The following is a 26,820-nucleotide window of genomic DNA, read 5'->3' as shown; positions in this document are numbered from 1 at the left end:
ATACAATGATATTATGTCAAGCTAATTCTCGTTAAGGGCATAAGAGGCATATTTAGTCTATTTCCAAAACTTGTATATTATAATAAAAGGAAAGCATCTTATTGATTTTTTAAATGGGGTGAATGCAAATGATAAAATGTATAGTAACCATACCAGCTCTCAATCCAACAGATAATTTAATAAATTATGTTAGAACCTTAGCGAATGACGGAATCGCACATATTATTGTCGTAAATGATGGCAGCACTAAAGATTCCTTGCCAATTTTTAATGAGTTAAATCAACAATCATATTGTACTGTACTTACGCATGAAACCAATCAGGGAAAAGGAAGGGCATTGAAGACAGCTTTCACTTATATTAATGAACACTTTAAAGATATGACTGGAGTTGTAACCGCTGATGCGGATGGACAGCATGCTGCAAGAGATGTAATCAAGATTGCTGCTTTATTAGATTCTAAGGAAAATAGATTGATCTTAGGTGTTCGTGATTTCAACCAACCGAACGTTCCAAAAAAAAGCATTCTAGGTAATAAACTAACGCGGTTTATCTTCCATGCATTATTCAAGGAAAAACTATCAGACACTCAAACAGGCCTTCGAGGAATTGCGTTCCACGACCTTCCGTGGCTTCTTCAACTAAAAGGAGAACGTTATGAATATGAAATTAATATGCTAATAAACGCCATTGAAAGGCATATTCCCTTACACAAAATCGAAATTGAAACCCTTTATTTCAATAATAACGCAGGTTCTTACTATAAATCCATTCGGGATTCATTGCAGATCATGACTAGAATTACTGCTGGTTTTTTCCGAAAAGGATCTTTAATACACTCGGAAAGCCCCAAGCAGATTGGTGAGAAATAATGCAAAATAAGTATGGCATTTTTTTCAGATTCAATCGTTCGCTTGTTCAAATTGCTTTTCCTAAATATAATGTTCAACTACCAGAAACTTTAAATGAGCCTGTTGTCTTCGTTTCTCACCATCAAAATTTGTTTGGTCCTTTTGTCATGCTGAATTCCTTTCCTGAAACAGTCCGTACTTGGGTGCTTCATGATTTCCTTGATCAACGTGCATGCTATAAACAGTATGCGGATTTTACATTTACAGAAAGATTCGGATGGAATAAATACCTCGCAAAATCGATTGCCCTGCCCATCTCCTTCTTCATTCCCAAACTATTAAAGTCTGGGAGAGGGATTCCTGTTTATCGGGGGTCCAGGGAGATTTTAGAAACATTTAGGACAAGTGTTGAAGCATTAGAGACCGGCAATCCTATCGCCATTTTTCCTGACGTTGATTACAGTGATACATCATCCACTGTTAACGAATTGTATGATGGATTCCTTTACTTGGAAAAATACTATTTTAATAAAACAGGTAAACATATATGCTTTATTCCTGCGTATGTGAGTAAAAATCTAAAAACAATTGTAGCGGAGCAAAAGATTTATTTTCGTGATGAAGCTGATTTCAAGACCGAGCGAAAAGTTGTGCTGCAAAAAATCCAAGATAACCTTAATATGCTAGCAAGAAAATGCGGCGAACAATAGATTTGTTTATTTTTTTTTGTTTTATCGCCCATATTTTTTAAAGCCAATGAAAGGGGATTCATATATTAATTCAACATTACTGCAAAAAATAATAGCTTTTCATTTTCAGCAATTTGTACTATAATATGCTCTGGCATTATCAAGAAACGTGGTTCGCGACCCTCCCACGCAAAAAAACTAAGGAGAGATTTTAATAATGAATGTAAAAACATTGGTAGTAAACGGCTTGTTAGCAGCGCTCTATGTTGCCGTGTCGTTACTCGTCCAACCATTTGGATTTACGAATGTTCAGTTTCGTATTTCCGAGATGTTTAATCATCTCGTCGTATTTAATAAGAAATTCTTTTTCGGAATTATATTAGGTGTATTTATCACCAACTTATTCTCACCATTAGGCTGGTTTGATCTTATATTTGGGGTAGCACACTCAGCCATCTCATTAAGCATTATTATATTACTTTCAAACTATATTAAGGATAAGTTAGTATTGCTTGTCATGAATGCACTTATCTTTTCATTTAATATGTTTATCATCGCATTTGAACTAAAATTGGCATTGGGTCTGCCATTTTTATTTTCATGGTTAACAACAGCAGCTGGTGAACTTGCAGTACTAGCAGTTGGAATACCATTAATTTATCTTTTAAATAAACGAGTACACTTTGACGATGTTTTATAGAATATAGCAAAAGAAACTCCCAACGACAAATTCGTTGGGAGTTTCTTTCTAATCGATTATATATCATTAGTTGTTAACTGCTTTTGCAGATGATTAAATGCATTATTTAGTTCTGCCATCATTGTTTCAATTGCTTCTTTTTTTGGTTGTTCCTCGGATAAATAGATCGGATCCCCGAAAATAATTTTCGGCTTTTGCCGTTTTAATAAATCACTAAAATTATTTGGACCGACATATGCTGCTGGAACAATCGGCACCTTGCCATATGCTGCAATCGTCACAGCTCCCCTTTTTAATGGAACCTCCTCACTCGTTCTCGTTCCGCTTGGGAAAATCCCAACTACTTTATCTTCCTTCAGTAGTTTTCTCGGAGTTTTTATCGAGCTTGGACCAGGGTTTTCCCGATCAACCGGAAAAGCATTCAAGGCATTCATTAACCACTTAGTAAAACCTGATTGAAATAATTCCTTTTTCGCCATATAATGTATTTTGACTGGAAGTAAGGAAACACCTAACCACAATATATCTACCCAACCAGTATGTGTACATGCAATAACATAGCCACCTGACGTTGGTATCTTCTCTTTTTGAAAAACCTTAATCCTGCCAAATAAGTTCAAGATTATTTTAACTACATACGCTGCGAAATGATACATCCTCTTCTCCTCCACTAGTGTACTTTTTCATTTAAAGGCTCGTTCATTTTATTTTATCACAAAGTGTTATTACCTAGTACTAATTTTTATTTTATTGCTGTTAATCTAACTGCAAACTAATTTATTTAGAGGCTACTAACGAAATAGGAAAAGACAAATCTTCAGTTCCACCAAAAGCTTTTCTTCCGATGAGAATCAGCGTTGCTCCAAACCTTATTACTGTCAGAAGCAAAAGTCAACATTGCCCCTAGTTCGCAATCTATATCAACTGTTTATAGAGAGCAGCCTTTTGGCCAAAAAGAAAGAAAGGATAGTGTCTCCTTTCTTTCTAGTGATCTGATTCTCTATGCATAGCATTCATTTCTTGACTGCCTCTTGAATCTTGTACATATAATGCCCTTGCAGGAACAGCTAATTCGATATCCTCATCTCTAAGAAGTTCCATGATTTTAAAGTTAACTTTCTCATTTACACTTACATATTCTGTCCATGCAGTTGTTTTAGTAAAGTAATGAACCAAGATGTTATAGCCATTTTCATTATACTTGTTAAATTTGACTAAAATCGTTTCTTGATCAATATCCGGATTATTCTTTAATTGATAGTCAATTTGCCTTACCATCGTTTCTACCTTTTCTTGTGGCGTTTCATACGTTAAGGTTAAATCAAATGAATTTTGACGTTTTTCCATTTTACTCCAATTTGTGATCGGCTCTTTCACTAATGTCGCGTTTGGTACAACGACAAGTGCATCAGTTGCTGTTCTCACTTTCGTACTTCGGAAGGCTATCTCCTCAACCGTACCATCAATACTTGGAGTGACAATCCAATCTCCTTTGGTAAAAGGTTTTTCTGTGATAATTACAAATCCACCAATCATATTAGCAAGTATATCCTGAGCAGCTAACGAAATAGCTAGACCACCCAGTCCTAAACCTGCGACAAAGCCAGTTACATTATAGCCGAATTCCTGCAAGACAACAGTTAGCGCAATCGCGACAATGATAAATCGCAATGCTTTTGAAAGTAAGGGAATAATAATATTATCTTTATCGAAGTCCACTTTTTTATTAATTCCTCTGAAAAATATCGAATCTGAAGAAGCCAAATTATAGAATCCCCATGTAAAAAGGAAAATGTACATAGAACCAATTATATTTTTGAAGAATTCATTCCCCTGATTAAAATGAGGGAAATAAGATGCAGCAATATAAATACCAATAACAGTAAACAACCACTCTACTGGTTTCTTAAATGCAATAAAAATCTCTGCGAACAATTTAGTTGGTGATTTATCACCTAATTTAAGTAATAGTGTAAAGACATATTTCGTAAATATCTTTCTAAACACTAAGAAAAGTAAAAAGATCCCAATTGAAATTCCGAGATCAATCATATTATCATACGTAAAAAATTTCTGCCAATTCATAACTATACATACCTCCGCTGTTCTAGCTGATTGTATGCACCTATTTTAACGTAAAGAGGGGGCATTTAGCAAAAGGTATGGTGATTCTTGCAATTTACAAATCTTGAATAAACGCTATTAATCGGTTTGCTTCTTTGAATCCAATACTTTTATGAAATTCATAGCTCACTTGATTATTCCATTCGATATCAGATCCTACCTGCTTACATCCTTTATTTAGCAGCCAATTTCTTCCTCGTGCAAATAGCTTTTTAGATATTCCCTTTTGTCTAAATTCAGGTAATACATAGATCCCCTCAATATATCCTATAGGACTAGAATTCGATCCCTCGACATAATCTGTTCGGATTGAGAGATGGATAAAGGCAACGAGCCGCTTTTCTATACAATAAAGAAATACTTTATTTTGGTCTGTATCGATACTTTCAGCGAACTCTTTCTTTAGGTTTTCAAAGTCATTGTCAGGCCAGAGATCCATCGCGAGATTTGTTAACTCATGAAGATGGTCGGTACTGGCTTGAATTACTTCCCCCATATTTTGGTCTCCTTTCTTAATTTTAAGTAATTTATTATGACCTTCTAATCATTATTACTTGGAGGCCATTCCTTTTGCAGATGTTGCAGCATCATTTCTTTTTACTTTAAAGGAAAATTAGGATAAAACAAATTTCTTCCTAAAATTCTCCAAATAATCTATGATAATGACAGAATTAATATTCATGACAATTCAATAAACTAATAAACATTGCCCATAAAGGAGGCAGTAAAATGGAAATTGGTATCACTACATTTGTCGAAACTACTCCAGATGTACATACAGGAAAAGTAAGCAGTCATGCAGAACGAATAAGAGAAGTTGTTGAAGAAATTGTATTAGCGGATCAAGTCGGATTAGATGTCTTTGGAGTTGGCGAGCATCATCGACAAGATTATGCTGCGTCAGCACCAGCAGTGCTTCTTGCTGCAGCAGCTTCACAGACAAACCGGATAAGACTGACGAGTGCGGTAACGGTATTATCCTCAGATGATCCAGTTCGGGTATTTCAGGATTTTGCTACAGTAGATGCTATTTCTAATGGACGTGCAGAAATTATGGCAGGAAGGGGTTCTTTTATCGAATCCTTCCCTTTGTTTGGCTATGATCTAAATGATTATAATGAATTATTTGATGAGAAGCTGGATTTGTTGCTAAAAATACGAGAATCCGAAAAGGTAACGTGGAGCGGAAAGCACCGACCTGCAATCCAAAACCGTGGAGTCTATCCAAGACCAGTCCAAAATCCAATACCTGTGTGGATTGCTAGTGGCGGAACTCCAGAATCGGTTGCTCGCGCTGGTATGCTTGGTCTTCCACTTGTTCTAGCCATTATTGGTGGAAGCCCAGTCCAGTTTGCCCCGCTTGTGAAATTATATAAGCGTGCGGCCGAAAGAAGTGGACATGATCCATCTAAATTAACGGTAGCCTCTCATTCGCATGGATTTGTTGCTGAAAGTACCGATATTGCGGTAGAAAAGTTCTTCCCACCTACACAACAAGCAATGAACGTTCTGGGAAGAGAGCGTGGATGGGGAGCATATACAAGAGGAAGCTTTGATCAAGCACGAAGCTTAGAAGGCGCCTTATATGTTGGCGATGCAGAAACGGTTGCCGAAAAAATTATCTTTTTACGCAAGAATGTTGGAATTACGCGATTTATGCTTCATGTCCCGGTTGGCTCAATGCCCCATGAGGATGTCATGAAAGCCATTGAATTATTAGGCAAAGAAGTTGCACCTATTGTTCGAACAGAGGTTGCGAAATGGGAAGCAGAAGAACAAACGGAGTATAAGTAGTTTCTAGTTAAAATAGATTCTTCAGTTTTATAGGCCCTATAATATCTAACCAGGAGGAAAACGATGAAAGTATATGGACATATTATTGACAATCAGACTCGATGTAAGCATTATGCGACTGATAAGGATATTATCGCGATTAAGTTTAAATGCTGTAACAAATATTATCCATGCTATAAATGTCATAATGAGTGCGAAAGTCATACTATTTCTGTATGGAAAAAAGAAGAATTCAATGAATTGGCGATATTATGCGGCGTCTGTAAGACTGAGCAACCAATAAATTTGTATATGGATAATGGTAAATGCGTAAACTGCAATTCTAAATTTAACGATGGGTGTAAAAAACATTACCATCTTTACTTTGAATTTAAGGATATTTGTTAATTTAAACAGAAAGTACGTTTCCTTTTTATTTAAAATTAAGATATAATCTAGGGGTAACTAACGATAATTCGAGGTAAAGTGGATCGGCAGCACCACCCGCTCTTTTTTGGAAAGGGGGTGTTGCTATGTCAGTGTACGAGGCTCTCATGTTTGCAATTGCATTTGCAGCGTTAATTGTGAGTATCTTGGCTGATATTGACAGAAAAAAATAATCCACTTGCCTTGACCAGGTAAACGAATGGATTATTTTTTCTTAATAATTCAGTTGTTGCCGATCCCTTTATTTTGGGTATCGTAAGTTACACTTGTCGTCAAGGTGTTAGCGCACCTTGGCGACTTATTTTTTATTCTATGTTAATTATAATGAAATATTCTGGATTTGTCTAGTTGCCAACAAACCATTATTAATCCGTTACATACTAATATTCGCCTTTCGCTTACTAAAATCAACATCGCGATAATAGGCATTCTTAACTAATAAATTTGGTCCGAGACATTTAACAGCAGGGCAATGACAGTTTAGACTTTGCGCTGTTTTTGTTCCCACCCATCGGGAGTATGCGTCTGGCAGTGATGTCGTCTTGATATTTCCTAATGAAGGTTCATCTCCAAAATCGGTAACAATGATTTCTCCATTAAAAATATTAACATTCAAACGAGACCGGCCATCTGGGTCATTTCTTACTGTCACATTTTTTTCCTTATAAACTCGTTGAAGGAGCTCTAAATCCTCATCATTTCCACTGCAAGCGTAGAATGGCAAGGTACCAAACAACATCCACATGTCTTGATTCCGATGATTTAACATACGATTAATCGCAGTTCGCATTTCATCTAGACTAAGTATTTCTAAGTTGCTAGCGAAATCTACAGGGTACATTGGATGCAGCTCATGCCTCGCACAACCCATTTCATTGATATAGTCATGAATTTGTTCCAAATATGGAAATGTTCGTTTATTCAGCATTGTTTCCGCTGATACCATGACCCCATCCTTAGAGAGACGCTGGGAGTTTTCCACTAACCGTTCAAAATACTTTTTGCGATTTTCAATTGTTGGTTTCCTCTCCATCATTGCAAATCCTGTTTCCGCAAATTCCTCGGCAGTTCCCCAGTTATGAGAGATATGCAGGACATCCAGATAAGGGATAATCTGCTCATATCTGTCATATGGCAATGTTAAATTAGAATTCATCTGTGTTCTTACACCACGGTCGTGTGCATATTTCATTAGTGGAATAACATAATTACGCATCATCTTCTTATTCATCATCGGTTCCCCACCGGTAATGCTTAAGGTACGAAGCTTTGGTATCTCATCTAATCTTTCAATCAGTAATTCAATTGGCAATGCATCTGGATCACTGTTTTGCAGCATGTAACCAACTGCACAATGAGCACAGCGCATATTACACATGTATGTTGTTGTAAATTCAATATTTGTTAAGTTCATTCCCCCGTATTCTTCAACGTCCATATAAGCTTCCCAGGGGTCATATACCGGTGTAATAGTTTTTAATTTCGATGTAGCTATTGCCATGTATGAACCTTCCTTTCTTTGGTGAGACTTACTTATTTTACCACTTCTACTGACATATGCGCGGCAAATCTTTTCTATGTCCAATCTGATTATTTTTTCTCTTTTGGGAAACGCTATGGATGAATTGTTTTTTAAACGATTTATTACATACTGTAAGAAAGAGGAGGATAAAATGGCTAAGGAAAAGAACGAGACGAATATTGAAAACGAAAACACACTAACAACTAGGCAAGGACATCCTGTTACGAACAATCAAAATATCCGTACTGTTGGAAATCGTGGTCCTGCAACTCTCGAGAACTATGATTTTATCGAAAAGATTAGTCATTTTGACAGAGAAAAAGTACCAGAAAGGATTGTCCATGCACGCGGTGCTGGTGCACATGGTTACTTTGAAACTTACGGGAAGGCTGGAGATGACCCGATTTCCAAATATACACGGGCAAAGGTTTTCCAAGAAGAAGGAAAACAGACTCCTGTTTTCGTCCGATTTTCCACGGTTGTTCACGGCTTGCATTCTCCAGAAACAGTTCGTGATCCACGCGGGTTTGCGGTAAAATTTTACACAGAAGATGGAAATTGGGATTTAGTTGGGAATAACTTAAAGATATTCTTCATTCGTGATGCAATGAAATTTCCTGACATGATTCATGCATTTAGGCCAGATCCAGTAACAAACATCCAGGATAGTGAACGATTCTTTGACTTTTGTGCAAATTCACCAGAATCCTTCCACATGGTGACATTTGTCTATTCCCCTTGGGGCATTCCAGCGAACTACCGAATGATGCAAGGTTCAGGTGTTAACACGTATAAGTGGGTGAACGCTGAAGGAAAAGCTGTACTTGTTAAATACCACTGGGAACCGAAGCAAGGGATTAAAAACTTAACAATAAAAGAAGCGGAAGAAATTCAAGGGAAGAACTTTAATCATGCCACACAGGATTTATATGAAGCGATTGAAAATGGCGATTATCCTGAATGGGAACTATTAGTCCAAATTATGGAGGACGGCCCTCACCCAGAGCTTGATTTCGACCCGCTTGACGATACGAAGCTCTGGCCAGAGGAGCAATTTCCATGGCGAGCAGTTGGCAAAATGGTATTAAATAAAAATCCTGAGAATTATTTTAATGAAGTGGAACAGGCTTCTTTTGGTACTGGGGTCCTTGTCGATGGTCTTGATTTCTCGGATGATAAAATGTTGCAAGGGAGAACATTCTCCTACTCTGATACCCAGCGATATCGTGTAGGTGCCAATTATTTGCAGCTGCCTATCAATGCTGCGAAAAAAAGGGTAGCTACAAATCAGGAGGGTGGTACACTAAGGTATCATAATGATAAGGCACCAGGTCAGAACCCTCATGTAAACTATGAACCATCCAGCTTGGGTGGATTAAAGGAAGCAGAACAGACTGGCAAAGAATACACACCGATGGTTGAAGGGTATTTAGTCCGTGAATCGATTGAACGAAATGACAATACGAAACAAGCGGGAGAAACGTACCGGAGTTTTGAACAATGGGAAAAAGACGAATTAATCTCCAATCTTATCGGTGATCTATCTAGCTGTGCAAAAGTGATTCAAGAGAAAATGATTGCTTTAGCAGAGGAAGCGGATGAAGAATATGGTCGTCGCCTGCGAGAAGGTTTAGCTGGAAAAACTAATACAGGAATGGAAATGGCAGATGAAATGCATCCACTCGGTGCAACTGATGCTGAGCAAGCTGTGCAAGATGCGATAGAAAAAGGGCATGACGCAGAGCCGTATTAATTTTTTGTTTTGAGGACTCTTTATTGGCCGGCGTTGCCGCTCGATTTGGGCGGTGGGATGCTCAATTCAGTCATGTAGGGGTTCTTCTGTCTGTTAACTAAGCGCAAGACAATAATTTCCTGAAAACAATAAGAGCACATGATAAGATGAGGTTTCTCCTATTCTTAAGGGGAAACCTCATTCATTTCCGCTTATGCCATCAAAGATTATTATGGATCAAATCAAGTACCTTTCTTAATTCTAGCACCCCTACTTGTCCTGGTGCAGACGCCTTAGTTGCCGTTCCAAAGGTAATCGCAGATCCAAATATCTCACCAGCTAATCTACTAATAACCCCTTGCCCTGCCATCGCCATCGTAACAATCGGTCGATCTGCATAGCGAGTTTTCATTTCATTTGTTGCATCTAATAGTGTGATAACATCCTGCACATTTTTTGGCATCACAGCAATCTTTGGGATATCCGCTCCCACGTCTTGCGCTCTCCGTAACCGGGTAATGATTTCTTCTTTTGGTGGCGTTTTTTCAAAATCATGATTTGAGATGATGACAGCTACCTCATGTTGATGTGCTGTCTCGACAAGGAATTTAACTTCCTGATCCCCACTAAATAATTCGACATCAATAAATTCTACAGCGTTACTCTCTACAGCTGCTTTATTTAATGCGACATAATATTTCATGGAGACTTCCCTTTCTCCACCTTCCTTTGCAGTTCGAAATGTGAAAATAAGCGGAATATCGATTAGTTTCTCTCTAATTTTAGTTAATACTTCTTTTACTTTTTCTATATCCTCAACCGATTCAAAAAAATCTACACGCCATTCAACTAATTCTAAATCTAGGGTTATAAGTAGTTCCGCTTCCTTAAGCAATTGCTCGACTGTTGTCCCTACCATCGGCACACAAATCTTCGGTGCTCCTTCTCCTATCGTTATCCCTTTTACCGTTAATGTGTTGTTCATGCAGTATACCTCCTTTATCAAAACCTCTTGCATATGAATAAAACCATAAGCCGTTCCTATCTGTTAAGATAACGTATTTTTGCGAATACTTCTAATTCTAACATACGTATTTGTAAAAAAAGAACCTCCCAGGAAGAGTCTTATTATCCTTGAGAGGTAGATTTTCTAAATTCCATATTAGATAATACATTACGTTAACTGTTGTTCCGCGAACTTACGATATAACTCATGAGTTTCGATTAATTCCTGGTGGGTTCCAGATCCTGTTACTTCGCCATTTTCGATAAAAATAATTTTATCTGCGTCAACGATCGTCGATAACCTGTGGGCAATAACGAATGTTGTTCGCCCTTCCATTAATCGTGTTAAAGCTCCCTGAACGGCATGTTCCGACTGACTATCTAAGCTTGCTGTTGCTTCATCAAGCATTAGGATTTTTGGATCACGCAGGAATGCACGCGCAATATTAATTCGCTGGCGTTGACCACCAGATAACTTCACACCACGTTCGCCGACTTCAGTATCCAGTCCTTTGGCGAAAGTCTTAATAAATGTATCAGCATAAGCCATTTCCGTAACCTTCCATAACTGTTCATCTGTTACACTTTCTGCATTACTTAGTCCATAAGTCAAATTATCACGAATTGTCCCAGCCATCATCGCACTTTCCTGAGAAACATAGCCAATTTGACTTCGCCATGATACCATCGATAACGCATTGATTGGTGTATCACCAATTCGGATTTCTCCCGCTGTTGGCGCGTGGTATCTTTCGAGTAAACTGAATAAAGTAGTTTTCCCACCGCCACTCGGTCCTGCGAATGCAATCATTTCACCGGGCCTCGCATCGAACGTAATATTCTTAAGAACTGACTCTTCTTCATTATACGCAAAGGAAACATTGTTAACATGAACTGTTTCATTAGCAATATCTTTATCAATTCCTTCTTGTCCAGGTTCTTCCGGTATTTCTAATATTTCTATAATACGTTCTGTTGCTCCTTTAGCCTTTTGCAACTCTGTGAAGAACATTGCAAAGGATGTAATTGGATAAATGATTTGGAAAAGGTAAAGCAGAAACGCAACAAGTGAACCAGTTGACATTGTACCTTCTGCAACGCGAATCCCGCCATAGCCAATAATAGCCACAATAACAAGCATCATAATCGTGTAGATAGATGGACCAATCAGTGCGAAGATCTTCGCTTCTTTTAATCCGTAACGATATAAATTGCCGATTCCAGCTACCCCTTTTTTCTCCTCGACTTTCTCGGCTGTCGAAGATTTCATTAGACGTGCTTCACTTAACGTTTGTTGGATTGTACCGGTAAACGTCGCAGTTTCATCTTGCATCCCTTTCGATACTTTCGACATTCTGCTTCCGAGTGGCATCATAATTGCAAATGTAACAGGGACTGCGATTAACATTAATAATGTCATCTTCCAATCCATAATTATTAAGATAATAATTGCACCTATAATTGTAATGATCCCCGTAATAAACTGAGGAAAATGTTGAGTTATTAGGTCTTTGACGATTCCAGTATCGTTAACAACCCGGCTCACAGATTCTCCACTCGCATGTTTATCAAAATAACTTACTGGTAAACGGATAAGCTTGAACCACATTCTTTCTCGCAGTCTGGCAACAATCCTTTGTCCTACAACAGCTAGTAAATAAGTGGATAGACCGTCTACTACCGCCTGTAAAATAAACACGACGAAGATAACGATAATTAGTGTGACGCTTAATGCTTCCACTGAGAAGCCGTCAACTAATTCCCTGGTCAGAAGTGGGATGGAAAGGCCGACGATCATTGTAATAATACTTCCAATCAAGCCAAATATTAGTGCCAGCTTTGGAACCTTTGTTGATAAAATTAAAGATATAAACGGTTTTAAACCCTTTTTTTCTTTTGGTACCTGTTTTTCCATTAGTGCCTGTCACTCCCCGAATATTGCTGTCATTTTCCGTTTTTAATTGATGCATCGTTATTGATGGCTATATTAATTCATACATAATTGCAATGATGATTGTTGCTGCGGACGCCGCCTCCGCAGCTTTAAGATAAAATGTCATCAAAACTAAGTCTTCTTCTATTTTACTGGATATCTAGAAAAGCACCAGTATGAGAGGCTTTTTCATTTGTTATTTCCTCAGGTGTTCCCTCAGCAATGATTCTTCCGCCGGCACTTCCACCTTCCGGACCTAAATCAATCACCCAATCCGACGCACGAATCACATCACTGTTATGCTCTACAACGATCACAGTGTTCCCAGCATCAACCAATCGATTTAACAATAAAAGCAATTGCTTCACATCTCTTGGATGCAATCCCGTCGAAGGCTCATCCAATAAATAAAGCGTCGATTTATTCGCTGGTTTATTCAATTCTTTCGCTAGCTTCAGTCGTTGCCCTTCTCCACCAGATAATGTCGTTAGTGATTGTCCCCATTTCAAGTAACCAAGTCCAATTTCATTTAATAATTGTACAATTGGATATAGCTTCTTATGATCATCAAAAATCGGCAAGCTTTCTTCAATTGACATATCGAGAATATCTGAAATAGAATTTCCTTTATATGTTACTTGTAAGATATTTTCCTTAAATCGTGATCCATGACAAACCGGACAAGGTATTTCAATATCAGCTGAAAAATACATATTCACTGCTACGAATCCGAGACCTTGACAATTTTCACATCTTCCACCAGTCGTATTAAAGGAGAAATCTTTCGGTTTAAGCTTATTCTCTTTTGCTTCAGGTAAACTTGCAAATAGGTTTCTTATATTTGTAAATGCATCTGTATAGGTTGCTACGTTTGATCGTTGCATTCTGCTTAATGCAGATTGATTCACAGTAATCACTTTATCAATCGATTTAAACCCAGTAATTTTTTCACAACCCTGATATACTCCATTCTCACCAGCCGCTAGCACATCAAAGATTAACGTTGATTTTCCTGAGCCGGACACACCTGTTACCGATACAAGGCATCCTAGTGGAATCGATACCGTGACATCTTGCAAATTATGTTTCGTTGCATTATGGATTGTCAATTGCTCGCCTGAACCTTGTCGATGATTTTCATGCAGGACTGGCTTATCTCTTAAAAATGCCCCAGTAACCGACTCTGGTTGTTTGATTAGTTCAAGCAATGTACCAGCACCTACAACCGTTCCACCGTTAATTCCAGCACCTGGGCCTATGTCAATAATATGGTCCGCTTCTTTCATGACATCAACATCATGTTCAATTACAAGGACCGTATTACCAAGATCTCGCAGCTGTTTCATAATCGTCACTAATCCTTTTGTATCCTTTGGATGCAGTCCTGCTGTTGGTTCATCAAGAATATAGAGAACACCAGTTAAACCAGAACCAAGAATCGATGCGAGCCTTAGGCGCTGTGCTTCCCCACCAGAAAGGGTAATCGTCTGCCTGTCCATAGATAAATAGCCTAAACCAACATGAATGATTCGCTTTACTTTAGAAATAAGATCATGTAAAAATGATTCAACGATTACAACATCCTCTGACCCGAGTGATTGTTGTAAATCTATTAACCAAGCATGCATCGCTTCAAGTGAGTAATCCGAAACATCTGTAATTGATGTTCCTGCAACAAGTACTTCTCTGCTTTCTTTATTAAGCCGCTTTCCATGACAATCAGAGCAGGGCTGTGAATAGAAATAGGCAGCTTCACCTGAACTGGCACTCCCGCCCTTTTCCTCGTATCTTCTCCGCATCCCTGTAAGAATACCTTCAAACTTTCCTTTCCCTACAGATTTTGGTGGCTTGACATCAGGAAAGTGAGCTGAAAAAATGTCGCTTTCCACACCATAATATAATAAATCTCGCTGTTCACCGCTGAAGTCTTTTAATGGGAGATTCTCATCATAGGTAATACCATAATGTTCAGAGGCCGCTTTTATAATCTGTCTTTGATATTCGCCATATGATCCATTCCACATGCCAATTGCGACAGCGCCTTCCTTTAAACTAAGGTTTTCTTTAAATACGGATGCTAAATGAATATCTGTTACGTAACCAAGTCCACTGCATGTTGGACATGCTCCTTCTAACGTATTATATGAAAAATGGGAACGTGTAAGTTTTTCTAAACGGTGATCACAATTATGACATTGAATATATTCTTTGAAGTTAGCTGTCTTTTCTTCAGTTGCCTCTTTATCTAGCGTGGGTAAAATAGTTGTTTGGCAGTTTGGACATGTTCGCTCACCGAGTTTTTCATAAATCAAACGTAAATAAGTATACATATCTGTTACGGTTCCAACTGTTGATCTAGGGTTTCGATTGGTTACATGCTGTCCAACACTTATTGAAGGGGATAGTCCAATCATGGAATCGACTTTTGGTTTACTAAATCCGTCGGTTGGCATGCCCATCGATTCCATAAATTGTCGCTGACTTTCTCGTTGCAAAGTATCTAGTGCCAGTGTCGATTTTCCCGATCCTGATGGTCCGGTAATAACGACGAGTTTATTTTTTGGAATTGTTAGTGAAATATTTTTTAAATTATTTTCCTTCGCACCTTTAATGACAATCATATCTTTCAAATTAGTTCCTCCCTTAATAAGACTCACAGTAATAGTATATAACATTAATGCAAGTGATAAACTTAACGTAAGTATAACTTGTTATAGTAACATTAATTAACATTATTCCGTCATGGTACTTTAAACTTTTTCGCAAGGAATAATCGATTAATTTAATATTTTATTTGCGTGCCTATATTTCCTAATAGTATAAATTCCATCCTCAAATTCATTATTATCCTCTTTCATTTCAAAATAATAACGTACATATTCATTCTACGACATAGATGCAAATGGGAATGTTTTTATATTTTTTCACTCATTTTATGGGATTAATTGACAACTTTCCGTCCTTTACTTTAATGTTTAGGATGAAACTAGGGAGGATTACATAATGGTTAAACCAATCGAAATTGCTCGGAAGCTGGGAATTAGTACAAGTGCACTGAGGCATTACGAAGCATGGGGTATTGTCCCTCCTGTTAATCGTTCCGCTAATGGATATCGGCTTTATACAGACGAGCATGTTGCGTATTTTGAATGTATTCGCGCGATGAACGAGGGATTTGGCATGGATCTTGTACGCAAAATTATGCCGCTAATTCAGGAGCAAAAACTAACGGAAGCACTTTGGCTGGTGAATGAGGCCCAGGCAAAGCTTCACCAAGAAAAGACTAAAGCAGAGCAAGCACTCCAAGCACTCGAATTAGAAGAGCTTGAAGGATTCTCCGCTCGTCATAAAAAGGACTGGTACTCAATTCGTGAGGTTGCTGAAGAAATTGATGTTCCTGCATCAACTCTCAGACATTGGGAAAAAGAAGGACTGATTGAGCCAGAGCGTGAGATTGATAATGGCTATCGGAAATATAGTCGTGCTGATATACGCAGACTATTAATTATTCGAACAATACGGTCTGCTGTCTATTCACTGGAAATTGTCCGGCGAGTAGTAGATGAAATCGATCAAAATAATCTGGCACAGGCTAAAAAGATAGCAAAGGATTCACTTACATATATGGATTATCTGATAAAAAAACAGCTTCGTGGAGGATACTATCTTCATAAATTGTATAGCTTATTAGAAAAGCTTCCAAGTTAATTTGGAAGCTTTTTTTCGTTGGTTCGACAATAACCGGGAAGTGACAGGCACCGTTTTAAACAGGCAACATTTTAACAGGAAAAAATAACCAGTTTCCTAAAAAGTGTGGGAGGGTATCTATTTGAAAAGGGCTAAATTCAGCCTGGTGGTCCTTTAAGGAGGTTACCTATGGAAGCACCTAAGAAAATAATTGAGAAACCCAGCGTACAAGCATCGTTTATTGCTGGTGGGATTACCTTTTTAGCTACTACGGCACCGCTGTTATTTCCTAAGGTAAGAAAAGGGATAAGCCATGCTGTGCCAAAGGTAAAAAAAATTATCAAACGAGCTGACAATCCAACAGAGATGAAACAAGCCGTAAAATCAGAATTTAAAGAAGAAATGACTGAGCAATTTCGCAATAAATTAACTGAAGGCATCCAATCCAAAGCGAATGAAGCAGCAGAAAAGCTGAAGAAAAAGAAGGATGAAAATGCGAAAAAGGTTCACGCCAATGCAGAAAAAGCAGAAGACAAAATGCAGCACGCACTATTGCATGTTAAGAAAAAAGTTGCTGGTGCCAAGGAAACTGGACAGGAATTTCAGAACAAATTAAATAAAAGGAAAACATCAGATACAGGAGTTCGGAGTGCAAATCATATTAAAGGTGTAAGTCATGTTAAAAGTGCTGCCTCCATTAAGAGCTCTACGAAAATTAAAGGTCCAAGAAGCATTAAACATCACTCTAACGTTAGATAATCAAGCTTAACACAGCTTTTTTTAATAATTAGTTCAACAACCGGAAAGGAGCATGTTCAAATGGCTATACAAAAGTCAACCGATAGTTCAAGCTTAGCGGAGGTTATTGACCGAATACTGGATAAAGGAATTGTAATAGATGCATTCGCAAGAGTTTCTGTGGTAGGAATCGAATTGATTACCATTGAGGCGCGTGTTGTTATTGCCAGTGTCGATACATGGTTACGATATGCAGAGGCTGTCGGTTTATTGCAGGATGATTTTGAGGAAGATGGCCTATCAGACCGTTTATCTGCACGTACAGATAGTTTGGATTATGAAGAAGAAGAAGCTTAAACCACAACTGGAATCAGGGTCTGGAACAGATTCCTGATTCCATCCATACTTACGAAAGAGCAAGGAAGTGAGATATATGAAGGTTATGGAGGAAGTAAAACATTTTTTCAATGAAAATATCGCCCCTCCACATAAAATTATTTCTGTTAAAAAACATGAGGAAAATGGTGAGAGTGGCTGGCGGGCACTTGTAGAAGTCATAGAGGAAAAAGAGTATATGAAAAAATATGCCAATGATCAAATGATTGGTTTATATGAAATTTTTCTCGATCCGGAATCCGAGGTTACCGGTTTTTCAAGAATAAGTCTCCGGTTCCGAAGCGATTTGGAGGAACAGGCTTAGTTAGACAGGAGGATCAGACATGACCGATTACGAAGAGAAAAATCAAACAAGTTTATATGAACAATCATCATACTATAAAGGAATTATAAAGCGGTCATTAAGATATTTGGATACTGGCTATCCACTCCACTTCACAGGTCCTTCAGGAATTGGAAAAACAACGCTGGCCCTTCATATTGCAAAGCAAAGAAAACGCCCTGTTATGTTAATTAACGGGAATAAAGATCTTTCTACAGAGGATTTTATTGGTGCTTTTACAGGCTATAAACGCAGAAAATTGAAGGATAATTATGTAAGAAGTGTCCATAAAATCGAGGAAAATGTTACCGAGTCTTGGGCTGATGGAAGATTGCTTGAAGCTGTTAAGAAGGGCTATACCCTAGTATATGATGAGTTTACACGTTCCCAGCCAGAGATAAACAATATATTTTTACCTATACTGGAAGAGAAGATTTTACCTCTTTATGGAACCAAGCAGAAGAAGTCATTTATAAAGGTTCATCCGGATTTTTCCGTTATTTTTACAAGTAACCCTGTGGAGTATGCAGGTGTTTATGAAACTCAGGATGCACTGCTTGACCGGATGGTGACGTTGACGCTTGGATCTTTGGAGCAGGAATCGGAAATTACAGCCGTTATCAATAAAACTTCGATTGAGCGGGAGAAAGCGGAAGCAATTGTTGAATTTATGATGAAGATTAGGAAGCTTTGTCATTCCGGACAGGATTTTCAAGGTCCTTCACTAAGAGCCTCTATTATGATTGCTGAATTAGTAAAACGGTACGACATTCCCGTTGATGGGTCGAACGAGGAATTTTATCAGCTATGCTTTGACATTACATGGTTTCCCCTTCAGGCATGTGTGGAGGACAAACATAAACAACGGGCACAAAGACAGCTCATACAAGAATGCAAAAAAATTAAGGTGGGGTGAATGAAATGATCGATGAACAAGGAATTTATGTTTTTTGCAGTATACAGACAGATAAAGTAGAATCCTTTGGAACAATTCATTTTGAAGGAGAGGAAAGACAGGTTTATACCATTCATTATAAAGACGCCGCGATGGTTGTCACCAAAGTTCCAATGAAAATTTACCATCCTAGTAAAGATAATCTAATGATGCATCAGCAAGTGCTTTCTAAGGTAATGGAAAAAATGGATACAGTTGTTCCAATCAGTTTTGGAAATATGTTCCATAGTGAAGAAGATGTGATTGCTCTGGCGGAAAGCCTTTATCCTCAACTGGTGAAGATTTTCCCACAAATCAAAGGGAAAATTGAGGTTGGTTTAAAAGTTATTGGCAAGAAGGATTGGCTTGAGAAAAACATCAATCAAAACGAAGATGTCATGAAGAAAAAACAGGTGGTACATTCCAAGTCGGAGGCTGCCGGATATTTTGACCGGATTCAACTAGGTGAAATGGCAAAGAACTTCTTCCAATCACTGCAGAATGACATCAAGACAGAAATACATGATGCATTAACACCTCTTGCCGAAGCAGATCAAATTAATGATCCAATTGGTGAAAAAATGCTTCTGAATACAGCCTACCTGATTGACCGTGACAAGGAAGCGGAATTCGATGAAAAGGTAAACAAACTCCATGACAGCTGGCAAGATAAAGTGGACTTTAAATACACAGGTCCATGGCCGGCATATAACTTTATCAATATTAAATTGAAGGTAGAGGAACCCTCTGCATGATTCACAAAATTTTCACTTCGCCAATAAATCTGATTGTAAAAATCGGAGAGAAGGTTCAAGAGGAAGTGGAAAAAGAATTTTATGATTTGGAGCATATCCAAAAGAAATTAATTCATTTACAGATGATGTATGAACTGGAGGAAATTGATGAAGATTCCTACAAACAATCGGAGACAGAACTGTTAATTCGTTACGAAATTGCTAAGAAGCGGGAAATGGAACAAATCAATGAACTGACCAAAGGTAAAAAGTGAGGAACGAATCATGGAAAAATTAATTTATTTATATGGAATTATCCCTGCTAGAGAAAAAGATGTGCAACCCCTCCCCTCTTTTAAAGGCCTGGATGACGAGTCGGAGGTTTACAGCCTTCCTTTTGAGGAAATCGAAGCAGTGGTATGTGAGCTCGATCCAGTAGAATATGGTGAAAAAGAGCTCGAAAAAAAGACAAATGATGTGAAATGGCTTCATCAGAAAGCATTTCATCATCATGAAGCATTAATGAAGCTGTATGAGAAATATCCAATCATACCAATGAAGTTCTGTACCATCTATTCGGGTCAAGCAAGCCTGAAGAATACAATCGAAACAAATCAGTCTCACATGGCCAAACTGCTATCGAATATCGCAGACAAAGAAGAATGGATTTTAAAAATTTATTGTGAGCCCGAAAAAGTAAAAGAAACGGTGACAAACTATAACGAAACAATTGAAGCAAAGAAAGAGGAAATTGCCGCCATGTCACCAGGTCGGCAGTACTTAGAGAAAAGAAGATTAGACCAATTAATCGATCAGGAAGCAGAAAAAGAAAAACACGCTTTTTCAGAAGAAATTCATGATGAATTGGCAGCATTGAGTGTCGATACGGAAGTGAAAAAGAACTGGAATAAGGATGTAACTGGCCGCGAAGAAGAAATGTGCTGGAACAGTGTCTATATGCTTGAGAAATTTGCAGTGGACGAATTTAAATCCGTCATTAAAAAGCTACAGGAGAAGTGGGCAGAATCAGGCTGGCACTTTGAAGTTACCGGGCCGTGGCCATCCTACCACTTCGCCAGGATTAGCTAGTTTGGAGGATACAGATGGAGTTTGAAAATAAAGAGGTTGGTCTCATTGATATACTGGATGTAGTGCTTGACAAAGGTGTGGCTATCAAGGGAGATCTCATCCTCTCCATCGCAGGAATTGATTTAGTCTATCTCGATTTACGCGTATTAATTTCATCGGTTGAAACGTTGATTGAGTCGAATAAGCAAACTGCTGAGAAATTATCATCCAAGCAATTTGATTACGAGAAGGAGGAGTTGGATCGTGCCATCAATCAATCTTAATAACCAACCAAAATCACTCGCAAGTCTTGACCACCGTCCGGAAAAAAGCGGACGGATTGAACTTGACGCTGAGGGTGCTGAAGAAGGCCTTGCCCAGCTTGTCCTTACCGTGATCGAGCTATTGCGCCAGCTTGTCGAACGACAGGCAATTCGCCGCGTGGACGGCGGAAACCTGTCGGAAGAGGAAATTGAAAAACTCGGTGTCGCGTTAATGAATTTGGATATAAAGATGGAAGAGTTGAAAGAGATTTTTAATTTTACCGATGAGGATTTGAACATCGATTTGGGACCATTGGGAAATTTACTATAATTTTAGATAAAAGTACGTGTTCAAAAAGGAGGATGAAAAAGACCGAGCAGTTCGAGGCGGCGCAGATTTGAGCAGCGGGCTTCCACAGGATGTGGTGACTTCTACGTTGTCTACAGGAAGTAGACGGTTTTAGTAGAAGATCCCTGAATGTTTTAGCGTGAGTAGCGGAAAAGCAAGCCAACGAAGAAATGCGAAGTGTCATTTTCACCGGACTATTTGAACAACCTTAAAAGAGAGCTTCCCAGAAGGAGGATAACACACATGGTTAATGGAAACTCGCCGCAAACAACAACACAATCCAGTAATTTAGTCGACGTTCTTGAAACTGTTCTAGATAAGGGTGTTGTAATCGCGGGAGATATACGAGTGGGAATTGCAGATGTGGAGCTACTATCCATTAAGATCAGGCTGATTGTCGCGTCTGTTGATAAGGCTAAGGAAATCGGGATGGACTGGTGGGAAACAGACCCATACCTCAATTCCCAAGCTGCAATGCAGGAACAGGATAAATTAAAAGAGGAAAACCAAATGCTGCTCGAGCGACTAGAGAAATTGGAAGGTAAAATGGCTGGAAATTAACTTTAAAACAGCTGAAAAACCAAAATTTTACTAGGAGGAATGAATGATGACTGAACAAAACAAACAGGAAATGCAAAATAGTAAAGAAGCGCAAGAAAATGTAGAGGTAATGGATAAAGTTTATACAAAAAAGGATGTAATTAAAGGCGGTATTATCGGTTGGGGACTTGGAGTGGCTACCACGATATTATTGGCCCCTAAGTCCGGAAAAGAACTGCGTGGGGATATCACCTATCAAGTAGGATCTGCTAAGGATAAGGCTGTAGATAAATCCCGTGAACTGAGTGATTCAGCAATGGAGAAATACGCTGCAATCAAAGATAGTGCAACGAATAAAACGAAAGAACTGAAAGATAAGATCAACATCGGTAAAAATAAACCGTCAAATGGAGTTAAATCAGAGGAAGAAGACACTGAGAACGAATCCCAATTACAATCCAGTGAAATGGAAAAAGCAATGGGAAATGAACAAGAGGAAGAGCATGACGAAGGGGAAAAACAGAACTCCGCTTCAAGTTCAGATCAAAAAACTAAAGCTAACTCAAAATCCAGCTCTTCCAGTACCAGACGAACAGCTGAGAAAGGACGCCAAGACCGTAATCAGAGACAACAAGCCTAGCATTTGGTAAATAACCGAAAGAAAAGGTGAGTTCTAACGACTCACCTTTTCTTTCGACAAGATTTAGAAGATTGAGAGTTTCTAATAGTTTAAGTCAAAACCCTATCAAATAAATCCCATGGATATTCGCTTGGTGGTGGACATTCTACCTCTATCATCTCTTTTTTAACTGGATGCTCGAAACGTAAGGAATAAGCCCATAAAGCAATTTGCTGACCAGGGAGATTTACGTCTTGACCATATTTTTGGTCACCGTAGATTGGTGTACCCTCTCTAGACAGCTGGACCCGAATTTGATGTGATCTGCCTGTATGAAGCTCGACAGACAGTAAACTATGTCTTTCATTATCAGCAACTTTCACATATTCAAGTGATGCCTCTTTCGCCCCTTTATGACTGGGAGATACAGCATACACTTTATTTTTTTGTTTATTTTTCATTAAGTGATGTACAAGAACAGCCCGATTTCTTGTTGGATTTCCTCGCACAACTGTAAAATATTTTCGTTCCATTGCCTGTCTGCGAATCACGTCAGACATTCTAGAGGCGGCCTTCGATGTCTTAGCAAACACGATAACACCACCAACCGGCCGATCCAAACGGTGAACGAGCCCTAAATAAACATTTCCAGGTTTTTGATAACGAACTTTTAAATCCTCTTTTAGAATAGTTAATAAATCTCTATCCCCTGTATTATCTCCTTGTACTGGGATATTCACTGGCTTCTCAACAATGAGTAAGTGATTATCCTCGTATAGGATTGGTATTCTCATTTATATCAATACTCCTTCCCATCCATTGTACCTACTTTAAAATTAGTAGCAAGTAAATCAGATTGGAAGGAGTTAGTAGGCTATTGCACAGACATTCTAAGCGGCTAAATCTAGCAGAACTTCCATCACATCTACCCCTGAATATCCCGCCTACGATAACTAAGACTACCTAGTACCAATAAAATCGCGGAAATCATCACCATTATGGAAGTTCTCAAATAATCCATATCCTCGACTGGCACTTGTGGAATATGGTGAAATGCGGATAGATTATTCATCCAATCGGGGAACTCTAATATTCCACCGAGATAAATAACGATAAAGCCATAAATCATATATAGCCAAGCAAGCCCAGTTGCTTTTGGAGAAATTCCAATCAGAAATACTGCTAGCCCCATCATAGCCCACATCGCTGGCAAATAAATAAATGCAGCTCCGAGTGCAGTACCTAATGCTAGTGGCTCATCCATTACCAACACTCCTGCTGACCAGAGACCAAGCGCAACTGCTGCCTGCATAATAAAGCTGACAACAATACTTAATGTGATATAACTTCCTAGTAAACTAGTACGAGATACAGAACGACTAAAGTAGTTTTCTGTTAAATTTTTATTCTCCTCACTCTTTAACTTCAATACTGTCATTACTACTGGAACTGTACTGATTAATGCCATAATCGCCATCAGCAAGACAATAAACTGTTCCGTCATTGATTGATCTGTATTGTCTGATAAAAAGGCCTGTATAATCTCAAGGTCTGCAAAATATGTTTCAAAATCTCCTAGAATAGCACCAAATGAAGCACCTAACAGAAATAATCCAATCGCCCACGAAATAATATTTGTCCGTTGTAATCGGAATGCAAGGCCAATCGTTGTTTGCAGAAAACCAGAAGCATGTATGCTCCCTTTTCTTTCCGGGATAAATCCAGACTCAATATCCCGAATCGAATTTAAGTAATATGCGGAGATTCCAATTATAAATGCAATAGCAACGGTTATATATACTGGCCACCAATTATTTTCTACAAATACTCCCGTCCTTACTGTCCATCCAAGAGGCGAAATGAGTGATAATGCCTCACTGCTTACATCACCGATTGCACGTGCCAGATAAGCTGCAATCAAAACTGCGAAGGAAAGCATGCTAGCTCCTCTGGAGGTTTCAGCAAGCTGAGCAAATAGTGCAGTAATTCCAGCAAAAATCAAACCAGAAGCCCCAAGAATTGTGCCATATAAAAAGGCACCCTCTGTATCCATTCCTTCAATACCTAACAGCGAGATACCCGCTGCAATTAGAACAGCCAGTAAAACATTCGTTAATACAATAAAAATTATCGCTCCATTTAAATATGCGAGTCGGCCCACTGGCAGTGAGCGAATTAATTCAACGCGACCATCCTCTTCATCTGCTCTTGTACTCCGTCCAACAAGTAAAATATTCATTATCGCGACCGCAATAGCTGTAAAAAGTAACATTTCCTGAGCAAATAATGAACCAATTGTTGCAAAATCATCATACCCTACACCAAGCATCGCGATCATCGCAGGATTTGCCATCGTTAAAGAGAAAGCTGCTCGTGCCTCTTCATTCGGATAAATATCTGGATATGCTGCAGCTACTGATAATGTCACAGCCACTAATCCGATTAGCCAAAGAAACAGCTTGAGCCGATTTTGCCGAATCATTAATTTCGTTAGATAACCTGTTCCTTTAAAAAGTTGTCGATACATTATCGGAAACCCTCCACTCTAGCAGGGGTATGCTCCCTGCCTTGATAATGGCGCATAAATAAATCCTCTAGCGTCGGTGGAGCACTTTCCAGTTTCACAATTCCAAACTGACTAATATAACGAATTAAGCTATCCATTTCATCTGTATCTAACTGGAAGGAAACCTCCATTCCTTTCTTCTCAATATTGTAAATCCCTTTCATTTCATATAGCTCTGTTATCGATTCTTTTGTTTGAATCGTTAAATTCGTGCGTGTCAGATAGCGCAGTTCATCTAATGTCCCTTTTTCAATAATTTTCCCTCCACGTATTATTGCTACACGGTCACATAACTTTTCTACCTCGGATAAAATATGGCTGGATAGAAGTACTGTTTTTCCTTGCTCCTTTACGTCCATTACACATTCCTGGAAAATTCTTTCCATTAATGGATCCAGTCCTGAAGTCGGTTCATCTAAAATATATAAATCTGCATCCGATGCGAAGGCAGCAATAAGCGCAACCTTCTGCCTGTTTCCTTTAGAATATGTTCTGCTTTTCTTCGATGGATCGAAGTTAAACCGCTCAATTAATTCTTCTCTTCTAGCATGATTTGTAGTTCCGCGCATTTTCATAAAAAGATCGATTACCTCACCACCGGTCAAGTTTGGCCAAAGATTCACATCACCAGGAACATAGGCAATTCGCTTATGAATGTTGACCGCATCTTTCCACACATCCTTACCAAAAATCTGCGCCTCTCCAGCGGTAGCCTTTAACATTCCAAGCAATATTCGTATCGTTGTCGATTTCCCAGCACCATTTGGACCAATAAACCCATAGACTTCACCCGAATGAAGCTCCATGTCTACCCCATCTAATGCCGTAAAATTCCCAAATTGCTTTGATAGATTCTTTGCAGTTAGAACACTCATTTATCATCATCCTTCCTTAATTATGAAATATTTAACTATTTATATTTCATAATATGTTTAATTTATTCCCATTGCAACCATTTTATGAACTATTTGTATTGTTATATTTCATATATTTGTTTAAAATACTATAGAGGTGAACAATATGGACGGATTTGAGCGACGCAGAGAACAGAAGAAAAAGGATATATTAAGGGCAGCCCTTGCCTTATTTATAGAAAATGGTGTACAAAAAGTTTCAATTGCTGAAATTGCCAAGGAAGCGAAAGTATCACAGGTAACGATTTATAATTACTTCGATAGTAAGGAAAATTTAATCAACCTAGTCTTCAAGCTTTATGTTGATCAAATATGGGATGAGATGAAGGTCTTACTCTCAAGTGACCTTCCCTATGAAGAAAAAATAAAACAAATGATTTCCTTTGAAAAAAACATGGCCAACCAGTCAATGAATAATGTATTTTTTCAAGACCTGCTTGAAGACTATGCAACCGGACAAAGCTATGTAGAAGAGGTTTATCTAAAAGAAGGATTGCCATTATTAATTGACTTTGTAAACGATGGAAAAAATCAAGGATATATCGACCCTACATTATCCAATGAGGCGATATTATTTTATTTACAAATGTTTCAGGAATATTTAGGGCAGGAGAATGTTGTTCAAATGGTGTTACCTTTCTCTGAAGACCTAACCAAAATTTTCTTTTACGGAATTTCAGGAAAAAAGGAAGACTAAGAACAAAAGCTTAAAGCTAGTTCGAGCTTTGTACGGACTGCGCCACGCAGTTTGGGGTGGTTCGACGGGTCGAACATTCCTTCGTAGGGGATAAAGAAAACATGCCCCTGCACTTTAGGGGTATGCCGACGTTGGCGAGGTCTGCTTTTAGTCGGCATTCCTTAAAACCAGAATCGATGTTGACTTTCACCACAAGTGTATAAGTGCGACTACGCCT

30 protein-coding genes and 1 riboswitch are annotated in these 26,820 nt (G+C 38.5%); of the genes, 20 read left to right on the top strand and 10 right to left on the bottom strand.

The annotated features are described in order from the left end of the window. The first annotated feature begins 128 nt into the window (after positions 1–128). From CUC15_RS02005 to CUC15_RS01995, 3 genes are all read left to right on the top strand, one after another. A complete protein-coding gene (locus CUC15_RS02005) occupies positions 129–872 on the top strand; it encodes a glycosyltransferase family 2 protein (RefSeq protein ID WP_162800247.1) in 744 nt (247 codons plus the stop codon). Further along, positions 872–1,561, top strand: a complete 690-nt coding sequence (locus CUC15_RS02000) for a lysophospholipid acyltransferase family protein (protein ID WP_114915122.1) — start codon at positions 872–874, stop codon at positions 1,559–1,561. The genes CUC15_RS02005 and CUC15_RS02000 overlap by 1 nt, the downstream gene beginning before the upstream one ends. Before the next feature lie 142 nt (positions 1,562–1,703). After that, a riboswitch (PreQ1 riboswitch) is annotated at positions 1,704–1,748 on the top strand. Positions 1,749–1,757: 9 nt separating this feature from the next. Continuing rightward, positions 1,758–2,240 carry a QueT transporter family protein gene (locus tag CUC15_RS01995; RefSeq protein ID WP_114915121.1) on the top strand — a complete coding sequence of 161 codons (483 nt, stop codon included), beginning with the start codon at positions 1,758–1,760 and terminating at the stop codon, positions 2,238–2,240. A gap of 56 nt (positions 2,241–2,296) precedes the next feature. Here the strand turns inward: CUC15_RS01995 and CUC15_RS01990 are convergent, their stop codons facing one another. The 3 genes from CUC15_RS01990 to aac(6') all read right to left on the bottom strand — a co-directional run bounded on the left by CUC15_RS01990 (position 2,297) and on the right by aac(6') (position 4,860). Then, a complete protein-coding gene (locus CUC15_RS01990; RefSeq protein ID WP_114915120.1) occupies positions 2,297–2,896 on the bottom strand; it encodes a lysophospholipid acyltransferase family protein in 600 nt (199 codons plus the stop codon). Between the two features lie 328 nt (positions 2,897–3,224). Further along, positions 3,225–4,325: a mechanosensitive ion channel family protein gene (locus CUC15_RS01985; protein ID WP_114915119.1), complete on the bottom strand. Its 1,101-nt coding sequence runs from the start codon at positions 4,323–4,325 to the stop codon at positions 3,225–3,227. Positions 4,326–4,419: 94 nt separating this feature from the next. Next, the gene (aac(6'), locus tag CUC15_RS01980; protein ID WP_114915118.1) at positions 4,420–4,860 is read right to left on the bottom strand and encodes an aminoglycoside 6'-N-acetyltransferase; all 441 of its coding nucleotides are present in this window, start codon (positions 4,858–4,860) and stop codon (positions 4,420–4,422) included. 233 nt (positions 4,861–5,093) lie between these two features. On the opposite strand from aac(6'), the gene CUC15_RS01975 reads away from it, so the two are divergent. The 3 genes from CUC15_RS01975 (at position 5,094) to CUC15_RS20765 (ending at position 6,757) form a co-directional block, all read left to right on the top strand. Then, on the top strand, positions 5,094–6,158 hold the full coding sequence (locus CUC15_RS01975) for an LLM class flavin-dependent oxidoreductase (protein ID WP_114915117.1): 1,065 nt from the start codon (positions 5,094–5,096) through the stop codon (positions 6,156–6,158). Between the two features lie 63 nt (positions 6,159–6,221). After that, a complete protein-coding gene (locus CUC15_RS01970; RefSeq protein ID WP_114915116.1) occupies positions 6,222–6,545 on the top strand; it encodes a CHY zinc finger protein in 324 nt (107 codons plus the stop codon). 125 nt (positions 6,546–6,670) lie between these two features. Continuing rightward, the gene (locus tag CUC15_RS20765) at positions 6,671–6,757 is read left to right on the top strand and encodes a putative holin-like toxin (RefSeq protein WP_423241370.1); all 87 of its coding nucleotides are present in this window, start codon (positions 6,671–6,673) and stop codon (positions 6,755–6,757) included. 200 nt (positions 6,758–6,957) lie between these two features. Here CUC15_RS20765 and yfkAB read toward each other — a convergent pair whose 3' ends face one another. Then, entirely contained in the window at positions 6,958–8,085 is a 1,128-nt protein-coding gene (yfkAB, locus tag CUC15_RS01965) for a radical SAM/CxCxxxxC motif protein YfkAB (protein WP_114915115.1), read from the bottom strand. 172 nt (positions 8,086–8,257) lie between these two features. On the opposite strand from yfkAB, the gene CUC15_RS01960 reads away from it, so the two are divergent. Next, complete coding sequence (locus CUC15_RS01960; protein WP_114915114.1) at positions 8,258–9,859, top strand: catalase; 1,602 nt, start codon at positions 8,258–8,260, stop codon at positions 9,857–9,859. Positions 9,860–10,058: 199 nt separating this feature from the next. Here CUC15_RS01960 and aroD read toward each other — a convergent pair whose 3' ends face one another. The 3 genes from aroD to uvrA form a co-directional block, all read right to left on the bottom strand. After that, on the bottom strand, positions 10,059–10,823 hold the full coding sequence (gene aroD / locus CUC15_RS01955) for a type I 3-dehydroquinate dehydratase (protein ID WP_114915113.1): 765 nt from the start codon (positions 10,821–10,823) through the stop codon (positions 10,059–10,061). 189 nt (positions 10,824–11,012) lie between these two features. Continuing rightward, complete coding sequence (locus CUC15_RS01950) at positions 11,013–12,758, bottom strand: ABC transporter ATP-binding protein (protein ID WP_114915112.1); 1,746 nt, start codon at positions 12,756–12,758, stop codon at positions 11,013–11,015. A 167-nt stretch (positions 12,759–12,925) separates the two neighbouring features. Beyond that, positions 12,926–15,406 (bottom strand): excinuclease ABC subunit UvrA, encoded by a 2,481-nt coding sequence (gene uvrA / locus CUC15_RS01945; RefSeq protein ID WP_114915111.1) that lies wholly within the window; start codon positions 15,404–15,406, stop codon positions 12,926–12,928. Between the two features lie 373 nt (positions 15,407–15,779). Here uvrA and CUC15_RS01940 point away from each other — a divergent pair, with 373 nt between their 5' ends. The 12 genes from CUC15_RS01940 (at position 15,780) to CUC15_RS01885 (ending at position 22,447) form a co-directional block, all read left to right on the top strand. Further along, positions 15,780–16,484, top strand: coding sequence for a MerR family transcriptional regulator (locus tag CUC15_RS01940; RefSeq protein ID WP_242985927.1), 705 nt, complete (start codon positions 15,780–15,782; stop codon positions 16,482–16,484). Positions 16,485–16,652: 168 nt separating this feature from the next. Further along, positions 16,653–17,222: a gas vesicle protein GvpQ gene (gvpQ, locus tag CUC15_RS01935; RefSeq protein WP_114915109.1), complete on the top strand. Its 570-nt coding sequence runs from the start codon at positions 16,653–16,655 to the stop codon at positions 17,220–17,222. Positions 17,223–17,282: 60 nt separating this feature from the next. After that, positions 17,283–17,558, top strand: a complete 276-nt coding sequence (gene gvpA, locus CUC15_RS01930; RefSeq protein ID WP_114915108.1) for a gas vesicle structural protein GvpA — start codon at positions 17,283–17,285, stop codon at positions 17,556–17,558. A 67-nt stretch (positions 17,559–17,625) separates the two neighbouring features. After that, positions 17,626–17,901, top strand: coding sequence for a gas vesicle protein GvpO (gene gvpO, locus CUC15_RS01925; RefSeq protein WP_114915107.1), 276 nt, complete (start codon positions 17,626–17,628; stop codon positions 17,899–17,901). Positions 17,902–17,920: 19 nt separating this feature from the next. Next, positions 17,921–18,835 carry a gas vesicle protein GvpN gene (gene gvpN, locus CUC15_RS01920; RefSeq protein WP_114915106.1) on the top strand — a complete coding sequence of 305 codons (915 nt, stop codon included), beginning with the start codon at positions 17,921–17,923 and terminating at the stop codon, positions 18,833–18,835. Positions 18,836–18,840: 5 nt separating this feature from the next. After that, a complete protein-coding gene (locus CUC15_RS01915; protein ID WP_114915105.1) occupies positions 18,841–19,608 on the top strand; it encodes a GvpL/GvpF family gas vesicle protein in 768 nt (255 codons plus the stop codon). Then, positions 19,605–19,862 (top strand): gas vesicle protein GvpG, encoded by a 258-nt coding sequence (locus CUC15_RS01910; protein ID WP_114915104.1) that lies wholly within the window; start codon positions 19,605–19,607, stop codon positions 19,860–19,862. The genes CUC15_RS01915 and CUC15_RS01910 overlap by 4 nt, the downstream gene beginning before the upstream one ends. 10 nt (positions 19,863–19,872) lie before the next feature. Continuing rightward, a complete protein-coding gene (locus tag CUC15_RS01905) occupies positions 19,873–20,676 on the top strand; it encodes a GvpL/GvpF family gas vesicle protein (protein WP_114915103.1) in 804 nt (267 codons plus the stop codon). Positions 20,677–20,690: 14 nt separating this feature from the next. Next, positions 20,691–20,939, top strand: coding sequence for a gas vesicle protein (locus CUC15_RS01900; RefSeq protein WP_114915102.1), 249 nt, complete (start codon positions 20,691–20,693; stop codon positions 20,937–20,939). Continuing rightward, positions 20,929–21,249, top strand: a complete 321-nt coding sequence (locus CUC15_RS01895) for a gas vesicle protein K (protein WP_114918355.1) — start codon at positions 20,929–20,931, stop codon at positions 21,247–21,249. Before CUC15_RS01900 ends, CUC15_RS01895 begins: the two co-directional genes overlap by 11 nt. A gap of 261 nt (positions 21,250–21,510) precedes the next feature. Further along, positions 21,511–21,828, top strand: coding sequence for a gas vesicle protein (locus CUC15_RS01890; protein ID WP_114915101.1), 318 nt, complete (start codon positions 21,511–21,513; stop codon positions 21,826–21,828). 43 nt (positions 21,829–21,871) lie between these two features. After that, on the top strand, positions 21,872–22,447 hold the full coding sequence (locus CUC15_RS01885; protein ID WP_114915100.1) for a YtxH domain-containing protein: 576 nt from the start codon (positions 21,872–21,874) through the stop codon (positions 22,445–22,447). An 89-nt stretch (positions 22,448–22,536) separates the two neighbouring features. Here the strand turns inward: CUC15_RS01885 and CUC15_RS01880 are convergent, their stop codons facing one another. From CUC15_RS01880 to CUC15_RS01870, 3 genes are all read right to left on the bottom strand, one after another. Then, entirely contained in the window at positions 22,537–23,220 is a 684-nt protein-coding gene (locus CUC15_RS01880) for an RluA family pseudouridine synthase (protein ID WP_114915099.1), read from the bottom strand. 131 nt (positions 23,221–23,351) lie between these two features. Next, positions 23,352–24,953, bottom strand: coding sequence for an ABC transporter permease (locus CUC15_RS01875; RefSeq protein WP_114915098.1), 1,602 nt, complete (start codon positions 24,951–24,953; stop codon positions 23,352–23,354). Then, positions 24,953–25,867, bottom strand: coding sequence for an ABC transporter ATP-binding protein (locus tag CUC15_RS01870; protein ID WP_114915097.1), 915 nt, complete (start codon positions 25,865–25,867; stop codon positions 24,953–24,955). The genes CUC15_RS01875 and CUC15_RS01870 overlap by 1 nt, the downstream gene beginning before the upstream one ends. Before the next feature lie 145 nt (positions 25,868–26,012). Between CUC15_RS01870 and CUC15_RS01865 the strand changes: the two genes are divergently transcribed. After that, a complete protein-coding gene (locus CUC15_RS01865) occupies positions 26,013–26,603 on the top strand; it encodes a TetR/AcrR family transcriptional regulator (RefSeq protein WP_114915096.1) in 591 nt (196 codons plus the stop codon). Positions 26,604–26,820: the final 217 nt, after the last annotated feature.

This window comes from Oceanobacillus zhaokaii (genome assembly GCF_003352005.1).
Taxonomy (GTDB): domain Bacteria; phylum Bacillota; class Bacilli; order Bacillales; family Amphibacillaceae; genus Oceanobacillus; species Oceanobacillus zhaokaii.
Note: the sequence above shows the minus strand (reverse complement) of the source record. Positions and strands in the feature narration are given on the sequence as shown.

Bases quoted from the DNA above. Each gene is read 5' to 3' on its own strand.
- CUC15_RS02000 (WP_114915122.1), top strand. From the start codon at position 872: ATGCAAAATAAGTATGGCATTTTTTTCAGATTCAATCGTTCGCTTGTT.
- gvpQ (WP_114915109.1), top strand. From the start codon at position 16,653: ATGGAAGCACCTAAGAAAATAATTGAGAAACCCAGCGTACAAGCATCG.
- CUC15_RS01910 (WP_114915104.1), top strand. From the start codon at position 19,605: ATGATTCACAAAATTTTCACTTCGCCAATAAATCTGATTGTAAAAATC.
- CUC15_RS02005 (WP_162800247.1), top strand. From the start codon at position 129: ATGATAAAATGTATAGTAACCATACCAGCTCTCAATCCAACAGATAAT.
- CUC15_RS01875 (WP_114915098.1), bottom strand. From the start codon at position 24,953: ATGTATCGACAACTTTTTAAAGGAACAGGTTATCTAACGAAATTAATG.
- CUC15_RS01995 (WP_114915121.1), top strand. From the start codon at position 1,758: ATGAATGTAAAAACATTGGTAGTAAACGGCTTGTTAGCAGCGCTCTAT.
- CUC15_RS01915 (WP_114915105.1), top strand. From the start codon at position 18,841: ATGATCGATGAACAAGGAATTTATGTTTTTTGCAGTATACAGACAGAT.
- CUC15_RS01905 (WP_114915103.1), top strand. From the start codon at position 19,873: ATGGAAAAATTAATTTATTTATATGGAATTATCCCTGCTAGAGAAAAA.
- CUC15_RS01985 (WP_114915119.1), bottom strand. From the start codon at position 4,325: ATGAATTGGCAGAAATTTTTTACGTATGATAATATGATTGATCTCGGA.
- CUC15_RS01870 (WP_114915097.1), bottom strand. From the start codon at position 25,867: ATGAGTGTTCTAACTGCAAAGAATCTATCAAAGCAATTTGGGAATTTT.
- aroD (WP_114915113.1), bottom strand. From the start codon at position 10,823: ATGAACAACACATTAACGGTAAAAGGGATAACGATAGGAGAAGGAGCA.
- CUC15_RS01940 (WP_242985927.1), top strand. From the start codon at position 15,780: ATGGTTAAACCAATCGAAATTGCTCGGAAGCTGGGAATTAGTACAAGT.
- CUC15_RS01960 (WP_114915114.1), top strand. From the start codon at position 8,258: ATGGCTAAGGAAAAGAACGAGACGAATATTGAAAACGAAAACACACTA.
- CUC15_RS01890 (WP_114915101.1), top strand. From the start codon at position 21,511: ATGGTTAATGGAAACTCGCCGCAAACAACAACACAATCCAGTAATTTA.
- CUC15_RS01880 (WP_114915099.1), bottom strand. From the start codon at position 23,220: ATGAGAATACCAATCCTATACGAGGATAATCACTTACTCATTGTTGAG.
- CUC15_RS01950 (WP_114915112.1), bottom strand. From the start codon at position 12,758: ATGGAAAAACAGGTACCAAAAGAAAAAAAGGGTTTAAAACCGTTTATA.
- CUC15_RS01885 (WP_114915100.1), top strand. From the start codon at position 21,872: ATGATGACTGAACAAAACAAACAGGAAATGCAAAATAGTAAAGAAGCG.
- yfkAB (WP_114915115.1), bottom strand. From the start codon at position 8,085: ATGGCAATAGCTACATCGAAATTAAAAACTATTACACCGGTATATGAC.
- CUC15_RS01990 (WP_114915120.1), bottom strand. From the start codon at position 2,896: ATGTATCATTTCGCAGCGTATGTAGTTAAAATAATCTTGAACTTATTT.
- CUC15_RS01975 (WP_114915117.1), top strand. From the start codon at position 5,094: ATGGAAATTGGTATCACTACATTTGTCGAAACTACTCCAGATGTACAT.
- CUC15_RS01865 (WP_114915096.1), top strand. From the start codon at position 26,013: ATGGACGGATTTGAGCGACGCAGAGAACAGAAGAAAAAGGATATATTA.
- gvpA (WP_114915108.1), top strand. From the start codon at position 17,283: ATGGCTATACAAAAGTCAACCGATAGTTCAAGCTTAGCGGAGGTTATT.
- gvpN (WP_114915106.1), top strand. From the start codon at position 17,921: ATGACCGATTACGAAGAGAAAAATCAAACAAGTTTATATGAACAATCA.
- CUC15_RS01970 (WP_114915116.1), top strand. From the start codon at position 6,222: ATGAAAGTATATGGACATATTATTGACAATCAGACTCGATGTAAGCAT.
- CUC15_RS20765 (WP_423241370.1), top strand. From the start codon at position 6,671: ATGTCAGTGTACGAGGCTCTCATGTTTGCAATTGCATTTGCAGCGTTA.
- CUC15_RS01900 (WP_114915102.1), top strand. From the start codon at position 20,691: ATGGAGTTTGAAAATAAAGAGGTTGGTCTCATTGATATACTGGATGTA.